Source organism: Flavobacterium ammoniigenes, from assembly GCF_020886055.1.
Lineage (GTDB): Bacteria > Bacteroidota > Bacteroidia > Flavobacteriales > Flavobacteriaceae > Flavobacterium > Flavobacterium ammoniigenes.
This window is the reverse complement of the sequence record NZ_AP025184.1, coordinates 1,424,925-1,439,473: the sequence shown is the minus strand read 5'-3', so window position 1 is coordinate 1,439,473 and position 14,549 is coordinate 1,424,925. Positions and strand designations below refer to the sequence as shown.

At 34.2% G+C, this 14,549-nt stretch carries 15 protein-coding genes; 12 read left to right on the top strand and 3 right to left on the bottom strand.

The window, feature by feature from the left end:
* Nucleotides 1-31: 31 nt before the first annotated feature.
* Nucleotides 32-631, bottom strand: a complete 600-nt coding sequence (locus LPC21_RS06640; RefSeq protein WP_229316379.1) for an NUDIX hydrolase — start codon at nucleotides 629-631, stop codon at nucleotides 32-34.
* A 7-nt stretch (nucleotides 632-638) separates the two neighbouring features.
* On the opposite strand from LPC21_RS06640, the gene pyrE reads away from it, so the two are divergent.
* Both pyrE and LPC21_RS06630 read left to right on the top strand, forming a co-directional pair.
* Nucleotides 639-1,280: an orotate phosphoribosyltransferase gene (gene pyrE / locus LPC21_RS06635; protein WP_229316378.1), complete on the top strand. Its 642-nt coding sequence runs from the start codon at nucleotides 639-641 to the stop codon at nucleotides 1,278-1,280.
* A 16-nt stretch (nucleotides 1,281-1,296) separates the two neighbouring features.
* Nucleotides 1,297-1,689 carry an SRPBCC family protein gene (locus tag LPC21_RS06630; RefSeq protein ID WP_229316377.1) on the top strand — a complete coding sequence of 131 codons (393 nt, stop codon included), beginning with the start codon at nucleotides 1,297-1,299 and terminating at the stop codon, nucleotides 1,687-1,689.
* A 49-nt stretch (nucleotides 1,690-1,738) separates the two neighbouring features.
* Here the strand turns inward: LPC21_RS06630 and LPC21_RS06625 are convergent, their stop codons facing one another.
* On the bottom strand, nucleotides 1,739-2,467 hold the full coding sequence (locus tag LPC21_RS06625) for a biotin--[acetyl-CoA-carboxylase] ligase (protein ID WP_229316376.1): 729 nt from the start codon (nucleotides 2,465-2,467) through the stop codon (nucleotides 1,739-1,741).
* A 98-nt stretch (nucleotides 2,468-2,565) separates the two neighbouring features.
* On the opposite strand from LPC21_RS06625, the gene rsfS reads away from it, so the two are divergent.
* The 7 genes from rsfS to LPC21_RS06590 all read left to right on the top strand — a co-directional run bounded on the left by rsfS (nucleotide 2,566) and on the right by LPC21_RS06590 (nucleotide 8,170).
* Entirely contained in the window at nucleotides 2,566-2,937 is a 372-nt protein-coding gene (gene rsfS, locus LPC21_RS06620; protein ID WP_229316375.1) for a ribosome silencing factor, read from the top strand.
* Between the two features lie 15 nt (nucleotides 2,938-2,952).
* On the top strand, nucleotides 2,953-4,875 hold the full coding sequence (gene ftsH, locus LPC21_RS06615; RefSeq protein ID WP_229316374.1) for an ATP-dependent zinc metalloprotease FtsH: 1,923 nt from the start codon (nucleotides 2,953-2,955) through the stop codon (nucleotides 4,873-4,875).
* A gap of 110 nt (nucleotides 4,876-4,985) precedes the next feature.
* Nucleotides 4,986-5,588, top strand: a complete 603-nt coding sequence (locus tag LPC21_RS06610) for a lactate utilization protein B/C (RefSeq protein WP_229316373.1) — start codon at nucleotides 4,986-4,988, stop codon at nucleotides 5,586-5,588.
* A 1-nt stretch (nucleotide 5,589) separates the two neighbouring features.
* Nucleotides 5,590-6,480, top strand: a complete 891-nt coding sequence (locus LPC21_RS06605) for a phosphatidate cytidylyltransferase (RefSeq protein WP_229316372.1) — start codon at nucleotides 5,590-5,592, stop codon at nucleotides 6,478-6,480.
* Nucleotides 6,470-7,123, top strand: a complete 654-nt coding sequence (locus tag LPC21_RS06600) for a phosphatidylserine decarboxylase family protein (protein ID WP_229316371.1) — start codon at nucleotides 6,470-6,472, stop codon at nucleotides 7,121-7,123. The genes LPC21_RS06605 and LPC21_RS06600 overlap by 11 nt, the downstream gene beginning before the upstream one ends.
* Nucleotides 7,123-7,392: an acyl-CoA-binding protein gene (locus LPC21_RS06595; RefSeq protein ID WP_229316370.1), complete on the top strand. Its 270-nt coding sequence runs from the start codon at nucleotides 7,123-7,125 to the stop codon at nucleotides 7,390-7,392. The genes LPC21_RS06600 and LPC21_RS06595 overlap by 1 nt, the downstream gene beginning before the upstream one ends.
* 7 nt (nucleotides 7,393-7,399) lie before the next feature.
* On the top strand, nucleotides 7,400-8,170 hold the full coding sequence (locus tag LPC21_RS06590; RefSeq protein WP_229316369.1) for a superoxide dismutase: 771 nt from the start codon (nucleotides 7,400-7,402) through the stop codon (nucleotides 8,168-8,170).
* A gap of 9 nt (nucleotides 8,171-8,179) precedes the next feature.
* Here LPC21_RS06590 and LPC21_RS06585 read toward each other — a convergent pair whose 3' ends face one another.
* The gene (locus LPC21_RS06585; RefSeq protein WP_229316368.1) at nucleotides 8,180-10,045 is read right to left on the bottom strand and encodes an alpha-amylase family protein; all 1,866 of its coding nucleotides are present in this window, start codon (nucleotides 10,043-10,045) and stop codon (nucleotides 8,180-8,182) included.
* A 193-nt stretch (nucleotides 10,046-10,238) separates the two neighbouring features.
* On the opposite strand from LPC21_RS06585, the gene LPC21_RS06580 reads away from it, so the two are divergent.
* The 3 genes from LPC21_RS06580 to LPC21_RS06570 all read left to right on the top strand — a co-directional run bounded on the left by LPC21_RS06580 (nucleotide 10,239) and on the right by LPC21_RS06570 (nucleotide 14,547).
* Nucleotides 10,239-11,822, top strand: a complete 1,584-nt coding sequence (locus tag LPC21_RS06580) for an OstA-like protein (protein ID WP_229318566.1) — start codon at nucleotides 10,239-10,241, stop codon at nucleotides 11,820-11,822.
* A 27-nt stretch (nucleotides 11,823-11,849) separates the two neighbouring features.
* On the top strand, nucleotides 11,850-13,037 hold the full coding sequence (locus tag LPC21_RS06575) for an aspartate aminotransferase family protein (protein WP_229316367.1): 1,188 nt from the start codon (nucleotides 11,850-11,852) through the stop codon (nucleotides 13,035-13,037).
* A gap of 115 nt (nucleotides 13,038-13,152) precedes the next feature.
* Nucleotides 13,153-14,547: a tetratricopeptide repeat protein gene (locus LPC21_RS06570; RefSeq protein WP_229316366.1), complete on the top strand. Its 1,395-nt coding sequence runs from the start codon at nucleotides 13,153-13,155 to the stop codon at nucleotides 14,545-14,547.
* The last annotated feature ends 2 nt before the right edge of the window (nucleotides 14,548-14,549 follow it).

Genomic DNA, 14,549 nt, shown 5'->3' with positions numbered 1-14,549 from the left:
GAATTTAAATAATTTTATTGAGGCATTATTTTTATCCGAGTGATTCTTCTTCAAATAATAATTTGATATTTTCATAGGAGTTTTTCAAGGCTTCTTTAATTTGTATCGGACTTAGCCAAGCTACTTTTTCAATTCCTTCTTCGGCTTGCCCTACAAGTGTACCTTCATAATCAGAAGTCATTTCAAACCAATGCGTAATTTTGAGTCGATATTTTCCATTGCGCTTAAATACGTGATAGGTTTTTTGGAGCTTTTTGGTTACTTTTAATTGACCAACTCCGGTTTCTTCTTCTACTTCACGCATAGCGGTATCTTCAATTTCTTCGCCTTTGTTGGTTCCGCCTTTGGGTAAATCCCATTTTCCATTTCTAAAAATAAAGAGCACCTCCCCTTTTTTGTTGTATACTAAACCTCCTCCCGCTTTATTTACAGGGATTTTTTCTTTTAAAGTCTTCAAAATTTCCTTTTCATCAGGATGATAGAGATAGGCTTTTTGAATTTTATTTTGAAAAATTTTTACAATAAGCTGTTCGATGTCAATACTTTCTAACAAAAACAATTGAAAATCGGTCTCCTTAGAGATATGATTTGTTAAAAAAAGTGGTTTGTCGTTCACAAAAACTTTATACATTTGCGCTATGATTTTTAATAAAGAAACAGCCGAAAAAACAGCCGAATTGCTTTTGCAAATAAATGCAATTAAATTGAATCCAAGAAATCCTTTTACATGGGCTTCTGGATGGAAATCGCCAATCTATTGCGACAACCGCCTAATCCTTTCATTTCCAGCTATCCGAAATTATGTTCGTGATGAGTTTGCCAAAAATATTGAAAAACAATTTGGGAAACCAGACGTCATTGCCGGTGTTGCAACTGGAGCTATTGGAATTGGTATTCTTGTTGCTGAAAGCATGGGATTGCCTTTTGTATATGTACGCCCAGAACCTAAAAAACACGGAAGACAAAATCAAGTAGAGGGCTTTTTACAAAAAGGACAAAATGTAGTGGTAGTAGAAGACTTAATTAGCACCGGAAATAGTAGTTTACTTGCTGTAGAAGCTTTGAAAGAAGCAGGCGCTAACATCAAAGGTATGGCCGCTATATTTACCTATGGATTTGATGTAGCCGAGGAAAATTTCAAAAAAGCTAATGTGGAATTATACACTTTAAGCAATTACAAAAACTTATTGAATTTAGCTGTAGCCAAAACCTATATCACCGAAGAAGAACAACAAACCTTGAGCGAATGGAATGTAAATCCTTCAACTTGGAATGTGTAACTAGAAATTAAAACAGATGAATTTAGAAAGTCCTAAAGTAAGTGTTCAAAAATCAGCTCAAGAATTGTTTGATCTATTGTCTGAAGTGAAAAACTTTGAACAATTAATGCCTGAAAATATTGCAAAATTTGAAGTGATTGGTGCTGATGCTTTTATTTTTGGTTTGAAAGGAATGCCTGAAATCAAATTAGTAATCAAAGAAAAAGTAGCTCCTAGTAAATTAGTTTTAGGTGCTGCTAGCGACAAACTACCTTTTACTTTAACCGCTTCAATTGACACAGTTACAGAAAATAGCGCTGATGTAAAATTAGATTTTGAAGGTGATTTTAATCCAATGATGGCCATGATGATTAAAGGGCCAATTCAAAAATTCATAGAAACCTTATCAGAAAATATGCACAAAATATAAGATCGACTGAATTAAAAAAACGGCTGTAATTGAATTACAGCCTTTTTTTTTAGTATAACATTTGAACTTCTTTGATATCAAATTCAACAACTGAATCGTCCACCAGCAAAACTAGTAATCTTCCAATAGGAGAAATGCCTTGAATTATTCCCATGAATTTTTTATTATTTTGATTCATAAAAGGCATCGGGATATCTTTTTTATAAATTAAGTCTACATACTGTTGACGCAAATTCGTTGGGTTTTGTAGACTCTCAGCAACGTTCTTTTCCAAGTTGGCCATAATTTCTGAAAGCAATTCTTCTTTGTCCAAGTTCTGTCCGATTATTATTGATAAAGAAGAGGCCTTAGGCAATCCTTCAAAATTTGTTTGATTCACATTTAAACCCAAACCAACTATTGAAAGTATAGCTGCATCACTTTTAATACTATTTTCAATCAAAATACCTCCAATTTTTTTGTTGGCTGACAGAATGTCGTTGGGCCATTTAATACTCAAATCCGGAATATTTTTCTTTTTTAAGGCTGCGATAACTGCTAAAGAAAAAGCTATATTTAAATTAAAAATAGCATTGATATCCGTTAAAAAATCACGGACCAAAACACTCATAATTAGGTTTTTACCAACCTCTGAATTCCAAACTGCACCCCTTTGTCCCTTTCCTTTAGTTTGGTTCTCAGCAGTAACGACTGTGAAGTTTTCAAGATCTTGTTGGGCCGATAATCCTTTAAGAAATTCGTTGGTCGAATCTATGGCATCGAGTTTGATTAGTTTCATGGAACTATTTTTTGAAAGTCAGAACTTAATATTCTGTTAATGGTTCAAAAATAAACACAAAAAATGGTAACTTTACCAACTTATATTAAAAATAATTCATGGCGAAAAAGACTATAAATAATGATGCACTTATTGCAAACATCATTAAGGGAATCGAAGAAGTAAAAGGAAATGATGTTGATATCTTAGATTTAAGAGAAATAGATACCGCAGTTTGCGATTATTTCATCATCTGCAACGGAACCTCTAACACTCAGGTTAACGCCATTGTAAGCTCCATACAAAAAACCGTATCCAAAGAATTGAAAGACAAGCCTTGGCATGTTGAAGGTACTGATAATGCCGAATGGGTTTTAATGGACTATGTTAATGTTGTGGTTCACGTATTTCAAAAACACATTCGTGAATACTACAATATCGAAAGCCTTTGGGGAGATGCAAAAATTACTTCAATCGAAAACAAATACTAAAGAAAAAAAAGAGTAATGGCGAATAATAATCCGAATCCGAATAAATTTAAAGTAAGTCCTTGGTTAGTTTACGTAGGAATTCTTCTTATTTTTCTTTTCATCAGTTTTGCGACTGGCGGAAGTAATTTTGAGGAACCAGCCCAATTAACCTCGTCTAAATTCAATAATTTACTTGAAAAAGGACAAATTGAAAAAGTAATTGTATACAACAAAAGTGAAGCAGAAGTATACCTAACAGCTGCAGCTTTAAAGGACAAATCTAACTCGAAAGTAGCGAAAGATGTTTTCGATCGTCCAAATGCTGGTCCTCACTACACTTTAGAAATTGGTAACGACCAAATTTTCCAAACCAAATTAGAAAAAGCGGTAGGAGAAGGAAAATTAAAAGATTTCAACTTCTTACAAAAAAGCAATTGGACCGATATTTTTGTTAGCCTATTACCAATAATTGTAATCATTGCCGTATGGATCTTCATCATGAGAAGAATGTCTGGTGGTGGAGCTGGTGGTGGCGGGCAAATTTTCAATATCGGAAAATCAAAAGCCAAATTGTTTGATGAAAAAACAGATATTAAAACTACTTTCAAAGATGTAGCCGGTTTAGAAGGTGCTAAAGAAGAAATTCAAGAAATCGTAGAATTCTTAAAAAATCCTGAAAAATACACCAATTTAGGAGGTAAAATTCCGAAAGGAGCATTGCTTGTTGGGCCTCCTGGGACTGGTAAAACCTTGTTAGCCAAAGCAGTTGCTGGCGAAGCACAAGTACCTTTTTTCTCATTGTCAGGTTCTGATTTTGTGGAAATGTTTGTAGGTGTTGGTGCGTCTAGAGTGCGTGATTTATTCAAACAAGCCAAAGAAAAGGCACCTGCCATTATCTTCATTGATGAAATTGATGCTGTGGGTAGAGCTAGAGGAAAAAACAATATGTCAGGTGGTAACGACGAACGTGAAAATACATTGAATCAGTTGTTAACAGAGATGGATGGTTTTGGAACCAATTCAAATGTTATCGTACTAGCCGCTACTAACCGTGCAGACGTTTTAGATAAAGCATTAATGCGTGCTGGTCGTTTTGACAGACAAATTTTTGTAGACTTACCAGACATTCGCGAACGCGGTGAAATCTTTAAAGTACATTTAGCGCCTTTGAAAAAAGTGGAAGGTTTGGACGTTGACTTTTTAGCCAAACAAACACCCGGTTTTTCAGGAGCTGACATTGCTAACGTGTGTAACGAAGCGGCTTTAATTGCTGCTAGAAATAATAAAACTGCTGTAGACAAACAAGATTTCTTAGACGCTGTAGATCGAATTATTGGCGGATTAGAAAAGAAAAATAAAATTGTAACTCCTGAGGAGAAAAAAGCAATTGCTATTCACGAGGCTGGTCACGCCACAGTAAGTTGGATGTTGGAGCATGCCGCACCATTAATTAAAGTAACAATTGTTCCAAGAGGACAAAGTTTAGGTGCTGCTTGGTATTTACCTGAAGAGCGTTTGATCGTTCGTCCTGACCAAATGTTAGACGAAATGTGTGCAACCATGGGAGGAAGAGCTGCTGAAAAAGTAATTTTTAACAGAATTTCAACTGGTGCTTTGAGTGACTTAGAAAAAGTAACTCGCCAAGCTAGAGCAATGGTAACCGTTTATGGATTGAATGAAAAAATTGGAAATGTAACCTATTATGATTCTTCTGGTCAAAGTGAATACAGCTTTTCAAAACCTTATTCAGATGAAACTGCTAAAGTGATTGATGAAGAAATTTCTAGTTTAATTGAAGGTCAATACCAAAGAGCCATTCAAATATTGGAAGAAAACAAAGAAAAATTAAATCAATTAGCTGATATTCTGATTGAGAAAGAAGTAATATTTAAAGATGATTTGGAAGCAATATTTGGCAAAAGAAGTTTTGACGAAAATTTAGAAGAAGTAGTTTCCTAATTTGAAATTATCAACAAATTATAAAATCTTAATTCAAAAAACACTTTTGAATTAAGATTTTTTTATCTTTGAACGTTTTCAAACAATATTTTAAGTAGTTCAAAACGGATATGAGTCTTTTTAAAAAATTTTTTAGTTCCTATAAACCGGCATCTGACGATGATAAAGATAGTGAACAAAGTCAATTCTTACCCGAGGTAAGCATGGCTGTAGATGAAGAATTTATTTATCATTTTAAAAAGAATGGCGGAAAATTTATTTATTGTGAAAACAAAAAAGAAATTGGCGAACAATTTGAAAATATTCTAGAAGAAAACGATTGGTTTGAAAATGAAGTTTTATGTTTTGACCCTACTCTTTTTGAGCTGTTAGAAGAAAACAAACTTCCCTACGAAAAACCAACCAATCCCACTTTTTTATTAGCAAGTTGTGAAAATTTAATTGCCGAGGAAGGTTCAATATTATTTTCTTCGAAACAAATTAAACAATTAAAACCATTTGAATTACCTGTAAACATTATTGTCGTTGCAACTACCAGCCAAATTCTTAGAGCTAAAAGTGATGGCCTTAGTGCTATAAAAAAGAAATACGAAAGAGACTATCCTACCAATATTACTACCATTAAATATTTCGAAAAAGCAAAAGAGGAAGATTTCACTCAATATGGAAGTTCTGCTAAAAATTTATATTTATTGCTTTTAGAAGATCTTTAAAATGAATGAAACGCTTAAAAGATTAATTTCTGGTGTAGTTTACATTACACTTTTATTATCCTGTATTCTTTACTCTACTGAAAGTTTTATCCTATTATTTGGAATTTTTTTAGTAATCGCTACATTTGAATACGCCAATTTAGTTAAAATTAATACGATTTTACCTGTATCAGTTGTTACACTTTCCTATAGTATCATCAGTTTAATTAGCTATTACTCCAAAGAAACTGATAATTACTTATCCTTTCTTCGCGAAAAACCTACCCAATTAGGTGTTGACCTAGAACAGTTAAACCTTGTCCTTTTAATAATCACTCTTGTTGTACTTATTAAATGCATATTATTTTTATTCAATAATAAAGAACAAACTATCAGCAAACTTTGGAAATACTTGTATTTAGTGGGGTACATACTATTACCTTTCATATTTATCGTCAAAATATCTTTTGGAATAAATGATTACAATCCAAAAATTATTATTGGTCTTTTTATCTTGATTTGGACCAATGACACCTTTGCCTATTTGGTAGGAAAATCAATGGGAAAACATAAATTGTACGAACGTATTTCACCAAAAAAAACCATCGAAGGATTTTTGGGAGGGGTCGTATTTGCAGTTTTTGCTGGTTATTTAATTTCAAAGTTATACATCAAGCCTAATCCAAATTTTAGTGACACTTCCATTTTAATATGGACTATGATTGCTTTAATTGTAGGTGTTTTTGGAACTATAGGAGACTTAATCGAATCCAAATTCAAGCGAATTGCTGAAGTAAAAGACAGCGGTAAAATAATGCCTGGGCATGGAGGGGTCTTAGATCGTTTAGATAGTGTTATATTTGTAGCACCAATTGTATATTTATTTTATCAAATTTTATCATATGTTTCATAAAGAGGGAACCCCGTCAATATTATTAGGTACATGTATTACTGCTATTGCTGTATTAGCAAGCGATACTTTAATTGACATCAATTGGATCAAGATGGCTATACAAATGATTGCCATTCTGTTTTTAATTATTATCCTACAATTTTTTAGAAATCCAAAACGTAACTTTATTTTAAACGAAGATCACATTTTATCTCCTGTAGATGGGAAAGTAGTGGTAATTGAAGAAGTGTTTGAAGCCGAATATTTTAAAGACAAACGCATACAGGTTTCTATTTTTATGTCGCCGATAAACGTTCATGTAACGCGCTATCCCTTGGGAGGCATTGTAAAGTTTAGCAAATACCATCCAGGTAAATTTTTAGTTGCTTGGCATCCTAAGGCTAGTGAAGAAAATGAAAGAACGACTATTGTAGTTGAAAATAAATCTTTTGGAGAAGTTTTATACCGACAAATTGCGGGTGCTTTAGCTAAGCGAATTGTAAACTATGCCGAAGAAGGCATGCAAGTAATCCAAGGAACTGATGCTGGTTTTATCAAATTTGGATCTCGTGTAGATTTATTTTTACCTTTAGGCACACCAATTAATGTAGTATTAAATCAAAAAGCCATTGGCGGAAAAACAGTTATTGCAACCAAAGCGTAATGATTGAAAATGATTTAGATAATAGATTCGATGAAGCTGTTGCGGCAGCTTCTAAAATGACGCAAGACTCATTACCTCAAGATGTGCAATTGCGTTTGTATGCTTTTTACAAACAGGCTACCTTTGGTTCAGCCGAATACAATCAATCTGAAAATTTTGATTTAAGAAATGCTTTCAAAACTAATGCTTGGATGCAAATTAGTCATCTGTCTATAGAAGAAGCCAAGGAAAACTATATTGAAATCATTAATTCTTTATTGAAAAAATAAACAAGTCATGAAAAAGCACTTTTTAAAAGTTATTTGTGTAGCATTCTTTTTTATTGTATTTGCTTGTAACAAGAAAAAATTAACCGAAGTAGTTGAAGTTCCTTTGCCAAGTGCAGAAGAGAAAATTACCATGGGAATTCCTGATGACGTTAAGGCAAACGATGGTTCGTTCCAATTGGAAAAATTAGCAATTGGCTACGATGCTTTGGCTCCCAATCTATCGGCAATTACTTTAGAAAATCACTATTCTAAACACTATTTATCGTATACCAACAAACTGAACGAAGCCATTGCTGGAACTAATTTAGAGAACCTTACTATAGAAGAAGTATTGTCCCAATTGGATACCAATAATGAAGAACAAAAAAACAATGCTGGCGGATACTACAATCATTCCTTATATTTTGAATGTATTGGCGTAAAATCTGCTGGGCAACCAAAAGATTCATTGGCATCAGCAATCGAAAAAGATTTCGACTCATTTGATAATTTTACAACGCAATTTAAAGGCGAAGCAACCAAATTGTTTGGTTCAGGTTGGGTGTGGTTAATTGTAGATCGTTCTGGAAAATTACAAATTACTAGTACTGCCAATCAGGATAATCCACTTATGCGAAATGCTAAAGTACAAGGAAAACCCATCTTAGCGTTAGACGTTTGGGAACACGCCTATTATTTGGATTACCAATACAAACGAAAAAACTACATTGATGCCTTTTTTAAAGTGATCAACTGGAGAAAAGTAGAAGAAAATTACGAAGAAGCTATTGCTGAATAGCGATTACAATTACTTTAAACGATAGATAAATGATTCCGAAGGTTTCATGTCAATTTTTACTTTTCCTTGACCATTTTTCACCTTTAAAATTAATTGACTCTTTTGGTACAATTGATCAATAATCAAGTAATTGCCCTCTTTTAAATTCCATTTTTGAATGATTTCGTTTGGAATAATTAATTCAAATTGGCTCTTTTTTGATGAAGAAAAATTAACAACTACAATCAATTTCTCCGAATCCGACCAACGAACAAATGAATAGATTTCTGGTAAGTATCCGTCAGTAATTGTAGTGTTTGCAGAATGTATTTCTTTAAAATCGCCTACTAGTGCTGAACTCTTCAAAGTAAAATTCAACACTCTTTTGTAGAAGTCACGCAACGATTTCTCTGAAGGAGTTAATTTACCCCCGTCAAATTTTCCACCATTCATCCAACGTTGGTGATTGGGCACACCCACATAATCAAAGATGGATGTTCTAGAATGAGATCCAAAACCACCGTTTTCATTACCAGCTTCTCCTACTTCTTGTCCAAAATAAATCATCGTTGGCGAGGTGCTTATAGTAGCTGAAACCACCATCAATGGTTTGCCATTTTCGGCTGAACCAGCAAATTCGGGACTAGCTAATCGTTGTTCGTCATGATTATCCAAGAAATGCAACATATGATGCTCAATGTCAGACAATCCTTTTTGGATATCCGTAATTGGATCGGTTAGACTTTTACCTTGCACGATTTGTTTCAACTTGTCGTACAATTCTACTTTATCATACAAATAATCCATTTTTCCCAAATGAATATAATTTCTATATTCTTTTGGATTGTATACTTCAGCCAATAAAAATGCGTCTGGTCTTTGTACTTTAATTGCTGAATTCATATAACTCCAAAACTCATAAGGCACCATTTCGGCCATATCGTATCGAAAACCATCAACTCCTTTGGCCAACCAATATTCGGCTATAGCGCGGAATTTTTTCCAAGAACTTGGTACATCTTTATCTTTCCAAAAATCAAAATGTTCTTGACAACTTTTGGTTTCAAAACCTGAAGGAAGTAAAGCGAAATCTTTTGTCCCGTCAGGACGAATGCCATAATTTACTTTGACCGTTTCGTACCAATCGTTTTTGTCTGGTTTAACTAAACGAGAACCATTACCGGTCCATTTAGCTGGAAGTTCATCGAATTTACCATCAATCAATGGATTCAATTCTCCATTCAAAGGAGTAATTCCCTCAGGAATTTCAAAACGAGTATTGGGAATGTAATAGAAATTATTATCTCTATGATACTCTAAGCTGACATCATCATCCGCACCAAAGTCTCTGACTCCTATTGGATTATTTTTTCCTTCGTATTTGCGTGCCACATGATTAGGGACAATATCAATAATCAATTTCAATCCTGCTTTGTGTGTACGGGCAATTAATTCTTCAAATTCTTGTAATCGATTGGCTGGATTTACTGCCAAATCGGGATTGACATTATAATAATCTTTTACGGCATAAGGCGATCCTGCTCTTCCTTTTACCACTTCGGGATCGTCATTTGAAATACCGATTTGCGAGTAATCTCGAATAACCGCATGATGTGGAACTCCTGTATACCAAATATGAGTTACCCCTAAATCTTTAATTTCCTTCAAGGCTTTATCTGTAAAATCATTAAATTTTCCAACTCCATTTTCTTCAATGGTTCCCCAAGATTTGTTAGTGGTGTTAGTATTTCCAAATAATCGTGTAAAAACTTGATAAACAACTGTTTTATGTTTAGCGTTAATAGGTTGATTACTAATTGTATTCGACTGAGCTACAGCAAAAAATGTAGTTAAAAAAGTTGCAGATAATAAAAGTGATTTCATATTGTTCTTCATATAAGGGAAGATCAAATATAAATTATTTTAAAGTATTGGCAAGTTATGACTTTCAATTAGGGCACATACCCACTAAATGCTTCATAATTATTTATTAAATCTACTTGCGCTTCATACAATTTGATTAATTTTATACCCAAAATATTTAGACTTGAAAAAAATTCAAATTGTATTCTTTTTTGCTTTATTTTTAATGGTTGTGCCAAAAGTATTGGGACAGGCTCCTAAAAAAATCATCGTAGAACATTCTGATTTTGCCGATGTCAATCAGGTGGAAATCCCAGATGCTTTTTTACTTACGGGCAATGTACGCGTTAATCATGACGGCGTGGTTTTAACTTGTAACAAAGCCTATTATTTTCAAAAAGAAAACTACATCAAAGCCTTTGGTAATGTCCAATTAGTTCAAGGAGATACTTTATTTTTGAATAGTAAATATGCAGAGTACAGTGGTAATGTAAAAAAAGCATTTGCTACAGGCGATGCTGTAATGAGCTCTCCAGAGGCTACTTTAGTAACTGATACTATTAATTTTGACCGTAACACTCAAGAGGTTTTTTACAAAACAAAAGGAACGATAACCAACCTGCAAAATACCTTAGTTAGTAAATCAGGGAAATACTTTGTACCACAAAAAAAATTCCAATTCCTGACTGAAGTTACCATCACCAATCCTACTTATGTAATTAAGTCCAATCATTTGGACTACTACAGTAATTCTGGACATTCTTATTTGTTGGGTCCCTCTACAATCACCAGCAAAGCCAATTATATTTATACCGAAAAAGGCTTTTACGATACCAAAAGAAACAAAGCTCATTTTCTAAATAAATCGTACATTAAATACAACGATCGGGTAATTAGAGGCGATAGTTTGTATTACGATCGTACTAAAGAATTCGCTTCGGCATCCCGAAATGTAAAAATTACCGATTCCATTAATCGAGGCATTATTAAAGGACATTATGCCGAAATGTATAAGAAAAAGGACTCCCTTTTTGTAACCAAAAGAGCTGTTGCAATTAATTTTGTCGAAAATGATTCGGTATACATTCATGGGAAAAAATTAATGGTCACCGGAAAAGAGGGTAACAGAATTATCCGTGCGTTCAATAATGTGCGTTTCTTCAAAAAAGACATGAGTGGCAAATGCGACTCCATACATTCCAGTTCTAAAATTGCCTTGACCAAACTAATTGGAAAACCCATTCTTTGGAACGGTCAAAGTCAAATAACAGGCGACATCATGCATCTTATTGGTAACAACACCACTCAAAAATTAGATTCACTTAAAGTACTCAACAACACCTTTCTTGTCTCCAAAGACACACTAGGTACAGGGTATAATCAAATCAAAGGACAAAATCTATTGGGCAAATTTGAAGAGGGAAAATTGCACGATGTTGACATTATTAAAAATACGGAAGTGATTTATTATATGCGAAATGATGCTCAAGAACTTATTGGCATTAACAAAAACAAAAGCAGCAAAATCAATATTTTGTTTAATAAAAACGAGGTAGATGAAATTACCTTTTTTAAGCAAGTGGATGGCGATTTATTTCCAGAAAAAGATTTACCCGAAAATGACAGAAAATTAAAAGGTTTTATTTGGCGTGCAGACGAACGAATTCTGTCTAAAAACGACATCTTCCCACCCGAAGAAAATGAGGATAATGAAAAAATTGCCAAACAAGCCAAAGCGCAAAAAGACAAGAAAAATGTCCCGATGAAAGTACGAAAGGAAACTTTGGATTACGATAAGAAGAAGAAATAGAAAAATTCAATTTCAAAACAAAATAAAGTGAATACTGATTTTATACAATACCAAGCGCAGACCTCTCCATACCCTTTGGGAATGGAAGTTTCTCATGCAATAGGATCTTATATTTACGATACTAATAATAATCGCTATTTGGATTTTGTAGCCGGTGTTTCGGCTTGTTCCTTAGGACATCAACATCCCAGAGTAAATCAAGCCATTAAAGATCAATTGGATTTGTATTCGCATGTGATGGTATATGGTGAGTATTCGCAAAGTCCTGCCGTAGAATACTGCAAATTAATGGCTTCGCTCCTGCCCGCTCCTTTAGACAAAACCTATTTGGTCAATTCGGGTACCGAAGCGATTGAGGGGGCTTTAAAATTAGCGCGTCGTGTTACGGGTCGTAGCCAATTGATTTCTTGTCACAATGCCTATCATGGCAACACAATGGGATCGTTGAGTGTGATGGGTTTTGAAGAACGCAAACAAGTTTTTCGCCCTTTAATTCCAGATGTTGAATTCATAACGTTCAACAACGAAGCTGATTTAGCAAAAATTACAACAAAAACAGCCGGAATATTACTAGAAACCATTCAAGGTGGGGCAGGATTTATCCAACCTGAAAATAATTTTTTGAAAAAAGTACGACAACGTTGCGACGAAGTAGGTGCCATCATGATATTGGACGAAATCCAACCGGGTTTTGGACGTACCGGAACTCTTTTTGGCTTCCAAAATTACGATGTTGTTCCGGACGTAGTCGTAATGGGAAAAGGCATGGGAGGCGGAATGCCTGTAGGCGCTTTTACTGCATCTTCAGCTATGATGGATTTGTTAAGTCATAATCCAAAATTAGGACATATTACTACTTTTGGAGGACATCCAGTCATAGCGGCAGCCTGTTTGGCTACCTTAAAAGAAATTACTGAAACTACATTGATGGCGGAGGCTTTAGCCAAAGAAAAACTATTTAGATCTCTCTTAGTACATCCTTTAATTGAAGAAGTACGAGGAAAAGGATTAATGTTGGCTGCGATGACCAAAACCCCAGAAATTACCAATGAAGTGATTTTAAAATGTCAAGATAAAGGCTTGATTTTGTTTTGGTTACTTTTTGAAGGATGTGCCATTCGAATTACACCACCACTCACTATTTCTGAAGAAGAAATTAGTGAAGGATGCGCCATTATTCTACAAGTAATGGACGAAATAATTCAAAAGAAATAGCGAATTTTCATCTTGCTTTTTGTTAATTAAATTGTTCACAACAATTATTACTTTTTCTTCGATCAGGGATCTATTTCCCTAATTTTATTTAGGCCAAAATCATAAACAAAACAGCATGCAATTAAGCAACGAAGAAGAAGAGTACAACTTATCTCTTTCCAAATTTGAGTCGATGTTAAAGACCAATAAAGTCTTGTTTTTTGACTCCGAGGAATTCGAAGAAATCATCCTTCACTATATCGATTCTGGAAAAACTTCTTTGGCCAAAAAAGCATTAAAATTAGCCTTAGAACAACACCCTAAATCAACGGGTTTAAAACTAGTACAAGTCGAAATGCTTGTCTATGAAGACCAATTGGATTTGGCTGACAAAATGCTAAACGAGTTGTATGCCATTGAGCCAAACAATGAAGAAATTTACATTCAGAAGGCCAATATTTGCTCCAAAAGAGACCAACATGAAAAAGCGGTTGAACTTCTTAAAATTGCCCTAAAATATACCGATGATTATGCTGATGTCTATAACTTAATTGGGATGGAATATCTTTTTATGGACAATTTAGAAATGGCAAAAGACAGCTTCATAAAATGTTTGGAAGAAGATCTAGAGGATCAATCTGCCTTATACAATGTTGTTTACTGTTTTGAGTTTTTGGACCAAAACAAAGAAGCGATTAATTATTTAAATCAATACATCGAGAAAAACCCGTACAGCGAAATCGCTTGGCACCAAATAGGTCGCTTACATTACGGTTTAAAAGAATACGAAGATGCCATTCGTGCTTTCAATTATGCCACTTTAATTGATGACGAATTCATGGGGGCTTTTATGGAAAAAGCCAAAGCCTTGGAACGTTTAAAACAGTATGCCGAAGCTATTGAAAGTTACGAAAGAACTATAGAATTAGACGATGCAACTTCCTATGCTTTACTGCGTATTGGCAAATGCCACGAACGTCTAGGTAATACCGCCTTAGCGATTAAATACTATAATCAAACTGTACACGAAGATCCGTTATTAGATAAAGGTTGGATCGCGATTACCGACTTTTACGTTCGTGAAAACAACTACCAAAAAGCACTGTTTTATGTCAATAAAGCGCTAGCAATAGACAACCAAAATCAATTGTATTGGAAGCGTTATGCGACAATCAACAAACAAATGAATTTCTTTGAAGAAGCTGAATTTGGGTACCGTAAAGCGGTTGAATTTGGCGACTACCAATTGGACACTTGGTTATTTTGGGTCGATATTTTACAATTTTTAGGAGAATTTGATAGTGCCATTCAAACCTTGTTACAAGCCACAGAATATTTTCCTGAAGAAAACGAAATCGAATACCGTTTAGCAGGATTGTATTTTATGATTCAAGATAAAACCAAAGCAAAATTCCATTTGAGCAATGGCTTGCGTTTGAACTTTGACAATTACATTTTAATTGAAGATCTATTTCCTATGATTTGGGAAGAAAATACGGTTCAAAACTACATTGCGAAACACAAAAAATAAGC

Coding starts and splice junctions, on each gene's coding strand:
- LPC21_RS06640 (WP_229316379.1), bottom strand. CDS start 631: ATGTATAAAGTTTTTGTGAACGACAAACCACTTTTTTTAACAAATCAT.
- pyrE (WP_229316378.1), top strand. CDS start 639: ATGATTTTTAATAAAGAAACAGCCGAAAAAACAGCCGAATTGCTTTTG.
- LPC21_RS06630 (WP_229316377.1), top strand. CDS start 1,297: ATGAATTTAGAAAGTCCTAAAGTAAGTGTTCAAAAATCAGCTCAAGAA.
- LPC21_RS06625 (WP_229316376.1), bottom strand. CDS start 2,467: ATGAAACTAATCAAACTCGATGCCATAGATTCGACCAACGAATTTCTT.
- rsfS (WP_229316375.1), top strand. CDS start 2,566: ATGGCGAAAAAGACTATAAATAATGATGCACTTATTGCAAACATCATT.
- ftsH (WP_229316374.1), top strand. CDS start 2,953: ATGGCGAATAATAATCCGAATCCGAATAAATTTAAAGTAAGTCCTTGG.
- LPC21_RS06610 (WP_229316373.1), top strand. CDS start 4,986: ATGAGTCTTTTTAAAAAATTTTTTAGTTCCTATAAACCGGCATCTGAC.
- LPC21_RS06605 (WP_229316372.1), top strand. CDS start 5,590: ATGAATGAAACGCTTAAAAGATTAATTTCTGGTGTAGTTTACATTACA.
- LPC21_RS06600 (WP_229316371.1), top strand. CDS start 6,470: ATGTTTCATAAAGAGGGAACCCCGTCAATATTATTAGGTACATGTATT.
- LPC21_RS06595 (WP_229316370.1), top strand. CDS start 7,123: ATGATTGAAAATGATTTAGATAATAGATTCGATGAAGCTGTTGCGGCA.
- LPC21_RS06590 (WP_229316369.1), top strand. CDS start 7,400: ATGAAAAAGCACTTTTTAAAAGTTATTTGTGTAGCATTCTTTTTTATT.
- LPC21_RS06585 (WP_229316368.1), bottom strand. CDS start 10,045: ATGAAGAACAATATGAAATCACTTTTATTATCTGCAACTTTTTTAACT.
- LPC21_RS06580 (WP_229318566.1), top strand. CDS start 10,239: ATGGTTGTGCCAAAAGTATTGGGACAGGCTCCTAAAAAAATCATCGTA.
- LPC21_RS06570 (WP_229316366.1), top strand. CDS start 13,153: ATGCAATTAAGCAACGAAGAAGAAGAGTACAACTTATCTCTTTCCAAA.